At 33.8% G+C, this 11,775-nt stretch carries 8 protein-coding genes; 7 read left to right on the top strand and 1 reads right to left on the bottom strand.

Going from position 1 to position 11,775, the window contains the following annotated elements:
- The first annotated feature begins 40 nt into the window (after positions 1-40).
- The 7 genes from OPR58_RS07615 to OPR58_RS07585 all read left to right on the top strand — a co-directional run bounded on the left by OPR58_RS07615 (position 41) and on the right by OPR58_RS07585 (position 9,887).
- The gene (locus tag OPR58_RS07615; RefSeq protein WP_265022385.1) at positions 41-1,057 is read left to right on the top strand and encodes an extracellular solute-binding protein; all 1,017 of its coding nucleotides are present in this window, start codon (positions 41-43) and stop codon (positions 1,055-1,057) included.
- Between the two features lie 80 nt (positions 1,058-1,137).
- Complete coding sequence (locus OPR58_RS07610) at positions 1,138-2,025, top strand: aspartate carbamoyltransferase catalytic subunit (protein ID WP_265022384.1); 888 nt, start codon at positions 1,138-1,140, stop codon at positions 2,023-2,025.
- A gap of 254 nt (positions 2,026-2,279) precedes the next feature.
- The gene (tnpC, locus tag OPR58_RS07605; protein ID WP_265022247.1) at positions 2,280-3,623 is read left to right on the top strand and encodes an IS66 family transposase; all 1,344 of its coding nucleotides are present in this window, start codon (positions 2,280-2,282) and stop codon (positions 3,621-3,623) included.
- Between the two features lie 603 nt (positions 3,624-4,226).
- Positions 4,227-5,201 (top strand): ankyrin repeat domain-containing protein, encoded by a 975-nt coding sequence (locus OPR58_RS07600; protein WP_265022383.1) that lies wholly within the window; start codon positions 4,227-4,229, stop codon positions 5,199-5,201.
- On the top strand, positions 5,185-6,951 hold the full coding sequence (locus tag OPR58_RS07595; RefSeq protein ID WP_265022382.1) for a pentapeptide repeat-containing protein: 1,767 nt from the start codon (positions 5,185-5,187) through the stop codon (positions 6,949-6,951). Before OPR58_RS07600 ends, OPR58_RS07595 begins: the two co-directional genes overlap by 17 nt.
- 35 nt (positions 6,952-6,986) lie before the next feature.
- Positions 6,987-7,595, top strand: coding sequence for a guanylate kinase (gene gmk, locus OPR58_RS07590; RefSeq protein ID WP_010406904.1), 609 nt, complete (start codon positions 6,987-6,989; stop codon positions 7,593-7,595).
- Between the two features lie 243 nt (positions 7,596-7,838).
- Positions 7,839-9,887: an ankyrin repeat domain-containing protein gene (locus tag OPR58_RS07585; RefSeq protein WP_265022381.1), complete on the top strand. Its 2,049-nt coding sequence runs from the start codon at positions 7,839-7,841 to the stop codon at positions 9,885-9,887.
- Here the strand turns inward: OPR58_RS07585 and sdhA are convergent.
- Positions 9,859-11,658: a succinate dehydrogenase flavoprotein subunit gene (gene sdhA / locus OPR58_RS07580; RefSeq protein ID WP_010406910.1), complete on the bottom strand. Its 1,800-nt coding sequence runs from the start codon at positions 11,656-11,658 to the stop codon at positions 9,859-9,861. The genes OPR58_RS07585 and sdhA overlap by 29 nt on opposite strands.
- Positions 11,659-11,775 lie beyond the last annotated feature (117 nt).

Raw genomic sequence — 11,775 nt, 5'->3', positions numbered from 1 at the left:
TTTTGATAGCTTGAGATGATGACAAGGAAGGGGTTTGTTTATGAAAAAAGTTTTAGTATTTATACCTTTAGTAGCAGCTATATTGATAGTCGTTAATTTTTTATATAAAAATAGCGGAATTGATGATTCACAAGTAGTAAACGTTTATTCATCACGTAAAGAAGAATTAGTACATAGTTTATTTGATGAATTTACAAAAAATACCGGTATCAAGGTACGTTATATAATTGATGATTATTCCCAATTGCTTTCACGTATGGAAAATGGTGGTGAAGCTGATTTGTTTTTAACTGCAGATGCAGTGAATTTGATTTTAGCCAAAAAAAGAGGGCTCTTATCTCAAGTGGATTCAGAGACTCTAAAAAATGCCATACCTGCAAAATTTAGAGATAATGAAGATTATTGGTTTGGCCTCACAAAAAGAGCTAGAATATTGGTTTACAATAAAGAATCAGTAGATCCTAAGGAATTAAGTACCTATGAAGATTTAGCGAATGAAAAATGGAAAGGGAAAATATTAGTACGCTCTTCCACAAGTCCATATAACCGATCATTGATCGCTTTTATGATTGCAAAAAATGGTTTTGAAAAAACAAAAGAATGGGTGAGTGGAATTGTAAGCAACATGGCAAGAAAACCAAGCGGTGGTGACACAGATCAAATTTATGCTGTAGCCGCTGGTGAAGGCAATGTTGCAATAGTAAATAGCTACTACTTTGCAAGAATCCTTTCATCAGAAAATAAAAAGAATATCACAGAAAAGTTAGGAGCTTTCTTTCCTAATGATGGTGTAATGGTGAATATTAGTGGTGCAGCAGTAACAAAAAACGCAAAACACAGAGAAAATGCCATAGCTTTATTGGAGTTTTTTGTAAGCAAACAGGCTCAAGAGCTATATGCTAAAAAAAATCAAGAATATCCTATTGTTGAAGGTATTGAAACTTCTGATGTGTTAAAATCTTGGGGAAATTACCTACAAAGTACTCTGCCTATAAGTGAGCTTGAGAAGCATCTCTTTGAGGCTGTTATGATAGCAGATGAATGTAAGTGGAAATAAAATTTTATAGCTTCCTTCTACTTTACTTTACAGTTGTGTAATTGAAATTAAGAAAGTAGAATAAGCTCAAAAAAGGAGCTATGGACAAGAGAAGGAATTTATTAAATATCTCAGACCTCACAATCGGTGATGTAGAAAATATAACTAAATTAGCCAACCAATACCTTGAAGAAAAAGTTGAAAATAGTCATGTTCTGAAAAATAAAATAGTCATAAACCTATTCTTTGAAGATTCAACACGTACGCTCACATCTTTTGAAATAGCAGCAAAAAGCCTTGGAGCAAATGTTATAACTTTACCAATAAAATCTTCTTCTATTAACAAAGGGGAAGATCTAAAAGATATGATAAAAACACTAAATGCAATGAATCCTGACTATATGATAATCAGGCATAAAAGTAGTGGTATTATTAATACATTGGCAAAGCATGTTAACTGCTCGCTAATCAACGCAGGCGATGGAAGCAGTGAACACCCAACTCAAGCTCTTGCAGATTATCTCGTAATTACCAATCATAAAAAACAAATAAAAAACCTCAAAATTGTGATATGTGGAGATATTTTGCACAGTAGAGTTGCAAGATCAAATATAAGATTGCTAAAAATGTTTGGAGCAAAAATAAGCTTAGTTGCACCACCAGCTTTGATTTGTAAGCGTCTTCATGAAGTAGATTCACTTCACTATTCATTAATCGAAGGTATAAAGGATGCTGACGTAATTATGCTTTTAAGATTGCAAAAAGAGCGCATGAATAATAATTATTCAGAAAAAGAATATTTTCACTTGTATGGACTTGATGCACAAAAACTATCGCACGCAAAACCAGATGCAATTGTTATGCACCCAGGACCAATAAACAGAGGTATCGAAATTAGCAGTGATATAGCAGATTGTGTTATTTTACAGCAAGTAAAGTTTGGATTAGCAACACGTAAGGCAGTACTGCACTATTTAATAAATGTTTAAGTTAAAAATTAATGTTTAAGGAATTTTAGACATAATGACCCTCCTATAAAGAAAAGATTTAGAAAAATATAACACACCTCATGATGTAACCGTTCACGCAATGGCGTCAACTTAAGAGCCTTCATTAGCAGACTCTCCTAAAGACATGATGGCGTTTAGGCTTATCAACTTTGTCCATTCACGGTATAAGAAAGTAGTTTACAAAAATTGCATAATTAGTATAAAAAACAATAAACTAGATAGATGAGGGGTTGATGATAGAGGTGCTACAAGAAAAGATTGTGGTATTGGAGTCAGAAGTTGGTACTCTGAAAGCAGAGAATGATAAGTTAAGGACAAAAATAATTGAGCTAGAGGATAAGCTGGGTTTAAATTCAAAAAATTCATCGCTGCCACCATCGCAAGATGTATATCGCAAAAAGACAAAAAAGAAGAGCGATAAAAAACCAGGCGGGCAGCCAGGACATGAAGCGCACAAGCGGGAATTGATGGTAGCAGATGAGGTGGTAAAATGTTCAATTGATACAATTTGCATGTGTGGAAGCCAAGTTATTTTAGAAGAAGAAACTGTGCATCAAAAGGTTGAATTGCCAAAAATTAAACCGATAGTGACTGAATATAGGCTACAAAAAGGCTACTGTAAGGCGTGTAAGAAAAGGATCTCAGCTAGTCTGCCTGAAGGTGTGACAAGGGATCTTTTAGGAGCTAATGCAAAAGCAGTAATTAGCAGTTTTAGTGGATTTTTTATCAATTCAAAAAGGGAAGTACAGCAAATTTTGAGCAGCATATTTAATCTGAATATAAGCCTAGGTTTGGTATCAAAGACCGAGGGTAGAGTATCAGAAAAATGTATATCTGAATACGAAAAAATAAGAGAAGAGCTACGGAAAAGCAAGTATTTACATATAGATGAAACAAGCCATAGGAACCAGGGAAAGAAAGGTTGGAGTTGGGTAGTAACGAATAAAACAGCAACACTTATGAAGTTAGTTGGATCTCGCGGAAAGAAGATATTAAAAGGGCTATTGCCAGAGTATGATGGAATAGTTATAAGCGATAGGTATGCTGCGTATAATTACTTTAATCGTGAAAACAGACAGATATGCTGGGCCCATTTAGCAAGGGACTTTGAAAGGTTTTTTTACAGTAAAAATGTTGAAGTGAGCAGAATTGGCGCAGCATTAAAATCGCTGAGCAACAGGGTATTTGTGGTAGATAGAGCACGTAAACAAAACCTGATAGACAATTTAAGATTTTTCCGGTTAATGAGGAAGATTCGAAAAAGGGTGAAACATTTTTTGCGAGAGATAACAAGGGTTGCAAAAGGAACTCAGGCCTCGAGAATGGCTGCCAATATACTACGTTCTGAAGATATGATGTGGAGATTCGTGCGCAATCCTGATCTGATCGAGACAACCAATAACCTTGCAGAACGTCAGGCTAGACGGTACGTCATTTATCGTAAAAATAGTTTTTTCACTTGGTCAGAACGTGGAGAAAAGTTCATTGAAAGAATGCTTTCGATATTTTTGACTGCACGTTTGAATGATCAGAATCCTGTCCAGAAACTACAGAATTTAGTCGCTATTCCTGCCTAATTGGGAATATTCCGTGAACGGTTACCTCATGATAGAAATTAAGTATGCACTGAAGTAGACTGTACTATATTTTTTTATTGAGAGATTAGTTGAAAAGTCTGCAGACTTGAATAAGGTGGATTTCGAGCTCTAAAATACCCCCATTTTTACTAATAATAATCAACTTACCAAATGTGTCAAGTATTTTTTTGCATTTAATTTACAACTACGAACGTTTATTTGCAAAAAATACTATAAACATAAAATGATAGATGTCATAAAAGTAGCCAGCACTGGCATCCAGTTAAATTTGTGAGTATAAAAGTTATGCTAAAATATAACGTTTCTAATGATGATGGAAAATGGATCCCAGTGTCGGAGCACTGGGATGACATTGTTTAGTACGCAAATTACCACAATGTTCATACAGCTGTATACTGATTTCTTTAATGTCCGTACAGTTGTATGTCAGCTACTCGAATGACAATTTCAGATAAAACCTAGATAAAAGAGAAAAATAAATTTTTACATAATCATACTTGTACAATAACTAAAGCACTTTTTACTGTAGATTAATCATTTGATTATAGTATCATTTTAATTAAGCCTATATTTGCAATGTTTATGAAATATAAAGCATTCTTCATACTATTAATTGTTATATCTAACCTGCTTGCTGCAGAACAGCCTGAAGAAAATAAAAATGAAAGCAGTATAAATCAAGAAGACGTATCGAAAAGCAACACTGATGCTGAAAAAACTTCTCCGCTTCTGAGCGAACTCAAAGAAATCACAGACCCAACAAATGTAATCAATAAAGAAGTACCTTCAAGTAATCAAACAAACCTACAGTCTGAAGAGGAGACTAATATAAAAGATACCAAAGCTCTAACAAGTCCTTTATCAGAAGAAAAAAAAGAAGAACCTGAAGAGAAGAAAATCAGTCACAATAATCAAACAAACCTACAACCTGAAGAGGAGATTAGCAAAAAAGACACCGAACTTTCAACAAGCCAATTAACAGAGAAAAAGAAAGAAGAACAGCCTGACAATATAACACCTGTGAACAAAAAAAATGAAGAAAGCGAAAAATGGACAAAGCTAAACAAAGAAATAAAAAAACATAAAAGCAAGTCTATATATAAAAGACAATATGATAGCCTAAATGAGCACCTTCCTAAAACTATATTTACTGATGATTACAGTAAGCAATTTTTTTACTGCATCAAGAAGGGCAACTTAATTTGTCTAAGAGGAGTAATAAATAAGCTAGAAAAAATTGGATTAACAATTCAAGAAATACTAAGATTTAGAAATAAATTGGGTGATACTCCTCTAATTTATGCAGTGAAACAAGGTGAAATAGACACAGTTCGCTTTCTCTTATTACAAGGTGCTGATCCTAGAGTAGTTGATAATAATTTTAAGTCCCCTATTGAAATAGCAATCGAAAGGAATCAGATCAACATAATAAACGCAATTGCCGAAATGATGCCATACCTTTTAGAGGATAAAGAAATAAACAATCAAGAAAACTCAGAGATGTATAACTTTGCTATAAAAACAAAAGAAAACACGTGTGATGCAAAAGATAATTAGACTTTTGATATTAATTTTAGTTGGTCATTTATGCTATGGAGATGATGCAATCAATGATTTTTTAAGCGCTCTGCATGATGTAAAATACGTATCTTACAATACAAAAGATTTTGCTAAATTTTTAGTACAGTGTAATAAAGCCAGCATACCACAAGATTTTAAGAAAGGTTTTGGTCCTAATTTAAATGGTGCTAATTTTAGTCAATTGTATTTAAGCAAATCTATTTTTGATGGAGTAAGTTTAATTGGTGCCGATTTTTCTAACACCGATTTATCAGATGTGTCTTTTATCGATGTTGATTTACGTGGTGCCAATTTTTCCAATGCTAATTTACATGGCGTTAAAATAAAAGGCACAAATTTAAGTTTTTCAAAATTTGCTTCTACAAATTTAACAGATATCATATTTGATCAGTCTAATATCAGTTATGCTGATTTTATCAATTCTAATCTCAACAAAGTAAGTATGCGTAATATAATTGGTTTGCATACCAAGTTTTTGAATGTAAAAATGAATTTCTCCAATTTATCAAACTCAAGTGCCAGCTACATCAATTTTAGTGATAGTGAAATAAATGACACTGTTATGCAGAAAAATAATTTCGACAACGCAAGTTTCTTTGGAGTGGATGCACATAAGCTCAAGGTACAATTTTCTTCATTAAAAAATGCTAACATATATGGTGCAGAAATAAAAAAATCGGATTTTACAGGTAGCAATCTTTCAAACGCCTATTTTAATTCTTCCATTATAGTCAACAGTAATTTCGAAAAAGCCAATTTAAGCAATTCACAAATTTCCTATGTGAAAGGGGATAATTCAAACTTCATTAAATCTATACTAAATGGTTCCAAGATAAAACATGCATATGTTTTCGAAGCAGACCTTCAGGATGCTGACTTATCTAATATTGATTTTAGTTTTAGTGAATTGTATAAAGTTAACGCCTATGATGCTAACATTTGTCACGGAAAGTTTCATAATACTAAAGTTGTGAATTCTGACATGAATGGTTCGTTCTTTGACCATTCATTGTTTACCTCTGCAAAAATAGAAGATTCAGATCTTTCCACAACTTCAATGTATAAGACAAAAATTAAAGACTCTCAAATTTATAATAGTACTCTTTCCCACCATAATATGGATTCGAGTGAGATAGAAAATTCAATATTCTTCAAATTATTAGCTGATAATTCGAGCTGGTCTAAGTCAAAAGTCACTAATTCAAACTTTATTGAAAGTGATTTCAAATCCTCCGTGTTTTATGATAATGCCTTTAGAAAGACTAGTTTTTTTCTTAGCAATTTGAGTAATTCAACAGTGAGTGATGTCTCTTTCCTCTCTTCAAGCATATATAAAAGTTCAATTGCTGATATTCATTTAACAGATTGCAAATTTGATAATTCAATTTTGATTGACAATCAAGGACAGACAAAAATTACAAATCTAGAGAATGCCATAACTTCAATTAAAGATCTGCAAGAGAAAATATCGCAGGGCAAGAAATTTGATATAAATTATTCTTACTTTGAGTTTAAGGATATGAATTTAGAAAATGCTAATTTTTCTAATTCAATATTAAGTAGAGCAAAGTTTGTAAACGTTAATTTGAATAAGGCAAATCTTGAAAAAGCCGATTTACGTTATACTGTCTTTGATAATTCCTCTCTTATTGATGCCAATTTATCAAATTCTAATTTAGAGGGCTCTAGTCTTTTAAACTTTGATTCAAAAAATACAAAGTCTTAAAAAAGCTCTATAATGTACTTGTTAAATAAAGAAAAATGACCGTAAAAAATGAGGGCATACTACTGATTCTATCCTCTCCTTCTGGAGCTGGAAAAACTACTATATCAGAAAAATTACTTGAGCAATCAACTGATTTAGTTATGTCTGTTTCTATGACTACACGCAAACCTCGTCCCGGTGAAGTAAACGGAAAAGACTATTTTTTCGTTACTGAAGAAAAGTTTCACGAACTATGTAAGGCTGGTCAAATGCTTGAATATGCCAAAGTTTTTGAGAATTTTTACGGTATACCAAAAGATTTTATAGAACAAAACCTGAGCAGTGGAATAAGTGTTTTACTGAATATAGATTGGCAAGGAGCATTTCATTTGTTTGAAATCTTAAGAGAAAAAGTTGTAAGTGTTTTTATACTACCTCCCTCAATGGAAGAGCTTAGACTGCGTCTACAAAGGCGTAATAGTGATGATGAAATTGAAATAGAGCGTAGATTAGCCGAAGCGCAAAAAGAGATAAGTAAAAGTAATAAATATGATTACGTAATAATTAATGATGATCTTGATAAAAGCGTAGAAGAGATAAAATCAATACTAAGTAAAGGAATGCTTAAAAAATTAGAAGAAAAATCAAGTTTGAAAGATCTATAAAAACATTGGTTTGTCTCTTTCAGAGCACTCATGCTTCACAGTTTAGCCACATTTATTATTTTTTAAGATAAAATAGTTAAAATAGTAGACAAGTGCTAAAGTGGGGATTTGACTATGACAATAGATTTTCTAATAGAAACTAGTTTTCTGCCTTTTCACCTATATTTCGATAACATCTAGCTCAATTTAAAAGTTTAATACAATTCGTTAACGCCAAATAGCTTTTAATATTGAGGTTTTAATATGAGTATAGATCTAAGTGTATCAGTTACTAATGCAAACAAACTAGATAAACATATAAACAAAAATGAAAAACAAGATAAAAAAGACAAGCAATTGTATAATATTATAGAGAGAAAGGTAAAAAAAGAAAAACATCAGCATAAAAAACCAGGAAGTCGAGATGGAACACTCAAGGAATGTAAAAGGTTATTTAAGGAAGGCGCTAGTCCTGAAGTATTAACTAAATTAGAAGAATCGCTTAGAGAACAGGAAAAATATCACAGATATTATGTCCAATGTTTCCTTCCAGTGCTAGGTGAAGTAATAGAACGATCGAAAAGAATATCAAATGAAACAAAAAAACAAGTAATTTCTGAAGTCACTAAAAGTTGTTTTAGTAGGTACAGCGAACAAGACAGTGGCTACGGTAGCGATTTTGAAGATGAAATAAACGGAATATCAGATTCTGATAGCGATTTTGAAGATGGAATAAACGGAATATCGGATTCTGATAATGACGTTCAATTACTAAATGCAATCCAAAATGGAAACAACAGGAAATTTAGAAAATACCTAAAAGATTGCACAAATGTCAGTGGCATAACAGATGAAAAAGGAAATAATATTTTACACCTTATTGCATCGCTCAAAAAGAAACAAAAGCTTAAGTTTCTAGATACCTTGATAAAAATAGCTAACGAGAAAAATTTAGTACAACTTGTTGATAGTGAAAATCAAGAAGGAAAGACTCCTTTTCAGGTAGCACTAATTAACAAGATAATAAAAGGGAAACATGAGTCTAATACAGTTAGAAGTAGCGATAATACACTTAAGTTTCTTGCAAAATTGTTAAAGTATGGAGCCAAGCTAAGCTTACCTACAGAGGATTTAGAAAAATTATCTAAAAAGCAAAATGAATACTATCTTAAATTTTTAGAGAAATTGGCTGAGCGAAAACCAGAAATAAAAACAAAAGTTGAAGAAGTTATAGCCCATACCATAAATACTCCAGATAGTAATGATAATTATCAACTACATTTAGCAATTAAAGATAAAGATGAAAAATCTTTTAAGGAATTATTGAAAAAAGGAGCAGATATCAACCTTAAAGATGCAAATGGCAATAATGCTTTACACCATATTGCCTTGCTGAGAGGGAAGCAAAAAGTTACATGCTTGAAATTAATATCAGCCTTAGTAAAAGAAAGAAAAATATCTGAAGATAAATTAGATGAATCTATAAAAGCAACTAACAGGCAAGGCAATAAACCTCTAGAATTAGCACTAAAGAAAAAAGCAGAAAAAAAAAGTATCGAATACCTATCGCAAGAAACAATTTTTGATTTAGCAACTAATTATGATAATACAACAAAGTTTTGTGCAGCATTATTACAAAACGGTGCTAACCCTGATTCTTTATGGTTAGAAGATCCAGAATTCCATACTAAAAAGTACTATTTAACTTTACGAGATCTAAAAGATTGTTCAAGCACTCCACAGAAAGCACAGGAGAAAGCTAAAGAACTAAAAGAGAAGCTTGAGGAAAAATACCACTGTGGAACTGCTTCGAAAAAATGTCAATCAGGCATTAAAAAGCTAGGTTCTGGTGTAAAAAAAGGAGCATCTGCTGTATGGAAATGCATTGATCCGGGCAGGAGAGCTAGTGTATTGTTAGCAATCACAGTAGCAACTACTATTATTACAATGGTAACACTTTCTTGCTTCCAAGGACAAATTGCAATTGGAGCAGCGTTACCCATCATAGCTATAACAGGACTGGTGTGTCTGATATTCACTTTGGGACTTAGCGACATTAGGAAGTCTGTTAAGGAATTAACCAACGATAAGCAAAGCCGTAAAGATGATCACCTAGCTGCAAAACAACCTGAAAATATTACTGAACAACAAAATTTAGCTAACAACTCAGCAGAGCAAGAAGTACAAAGATCGTCAAATCAATCGGAGCATAAAGAAAGCCCAGCTACTCAAATGAGCTATGTATCAATACTACGTCAATTTATAAATAAACCAGATGGGTTAACTAATAAATTCTCTTTTCCGGGGCGATGAAATCAATCTCATCGCTCAGAGTTTTTTCAGCAACTTTTTTATAGTCAATTTCTACACTAACTTGGCTTTTCTCTTCTTTAAGCCATGCTATAGTATGCTTCATCCAGTTTTTATCATCACGTTCAGGGAAATCTTCACGAGCATGAGCACCCCTGCTTTCCTCGCGATTAGCTGCGCATTCCATGGTAATAACTGCTTGTGGAATCATATTGGCAAGCTCCAGCGCTTCAACCAAATCACTATTCCATATCATACTGCGATCTTCAACTGCAATGTTAGGCATCATTTTTGCTACTTCTTTTATAGCTTTTTTACCTTCCTCTAAAACTTCAGCAACACGGAATACCGATGCATATTTCTGCATAGTGTGCTGCATTTCACTTCGTATTTTTGCTACTTTGAACTCTCCAGAAGCAAATCGCATTTTATTAAATCTATCTACTATCAAGTCTGTGCAGTCTGAATGCAATTTTTTATGTGGTGTATCAGGTTTCAATTTTTCTTTTGCCCTAAGCGCGGCAGCTCTACCAAAAACCACAAGATCAAGAAGCGAGTTGGAACCTAGTCGATTTGCACCATGTACAGAAACACATGCTGCCTCTCCTATTGCAAATAATCCTTCTACCACTTCTTCTTTACCTTTTTGCAACGTGATCACTTCCCCATGATAGTTGGTTGGAATACCTCCCATGTTATAGTGAACAGTTGGAATAACAGGTATCGGATCTTTAGTAACATCAACTCCTGCAAAGGTCTTTGCTGTTTCACTAATACCTGGCAATCTGAGCTTTATTACTTCCGGATCAAGATGAGCTATATTCAAGTACATGTGATCTTTCTTTGGCCCAACTCCCCTTCCCTCTCTAATTTCAATTGTCATTGCTCGACTTACTACATCACGAGAAGCCAAATCTTTTGCCTTTGGCGCATAACGTTCCATAAACTTCTCACCCTGAGAATTAACGAGGTACCCACCTTCACCGCGGCATCCTTCCGTCATCAAGCACCCTGAGCCATATATTCCTGTTGGATGAAATTGCACAAACTCCATATCTTCAAGTGGCAACCCAGCTCTTACCACCATGCCATTACCATCACCTGTGCAGGTGTGTGCACTTGTTGCAGAAAAATAAACACGTCCATAACCACCTGTTGCTATTACCACAGAATGTGCACGAAATCTATGCAACGTACCATCACACAGCGACCAAGCTATCACCCCACAGCATGTCCCTTTGTCCATAATCAAATCGATTACAAAATATTCGACAAAAAATTCAGCGTTAAATTTAAGACATTGCTGATATAGAGTATGAAGAATTGCATGCCCAGTTTTATCTGCTGCTGCACAAGTACGCTGAGCCGATTTTCCTTTACCAAAGTGAGTTGTCATTCCACCAAAGGCACGCTGATATATTTTTCCATCTTCCGTACGAGAAAAGGGTACACCAAAATTTTCAAGTTCAATCACAGCTTTGGCAGCATTTTTACACATATACTCTATTGCATCTTGATCGCCAAGCCAGTCTGAACCTTTTATTGTATCATATGCATGCCAGCGCCAGTCATCTTCAGCAATATTACTCAAAGCTGCACTAATTCCTCCTTGCGCTGCAACTGTATGACTTCGTGTAGGGAAAATTTTAGAAATGCAGGCAACTGAAAAATTAGTTGCAGCCATTCCAAGTGTTGCTCTAAGCCCTGCTCCACCTGCACCTACTATCACCACATCATACTCATGCTCTATGATTTCATACGCTGACTTATCCATATCCACTTATTTTATCATCACAGGCTTATAATATCACAGAAGTAGAAAAAATCTATACAAGTTTTCTGGATGTAAGCTTCTGAAACAAATCTATAGTAAACGATGTAATAACAATCA

The sequence above is a fragment of the Wolbachia endosymbiont (group B) of Ischnura elegans genome, assembly GCF_947251585.1.
Taxonomy (GTDB): Bacteria; Pseudomonadota; Alphaproteobacteria; order Rickettsiales; family Anaplasmataceae; genus Wolbachia.
The sequence above is the reverse complement of the archived record's forward strand: the minus strand, read 5'-3'. Positions and strand labels throughout refer to the sequence as shown.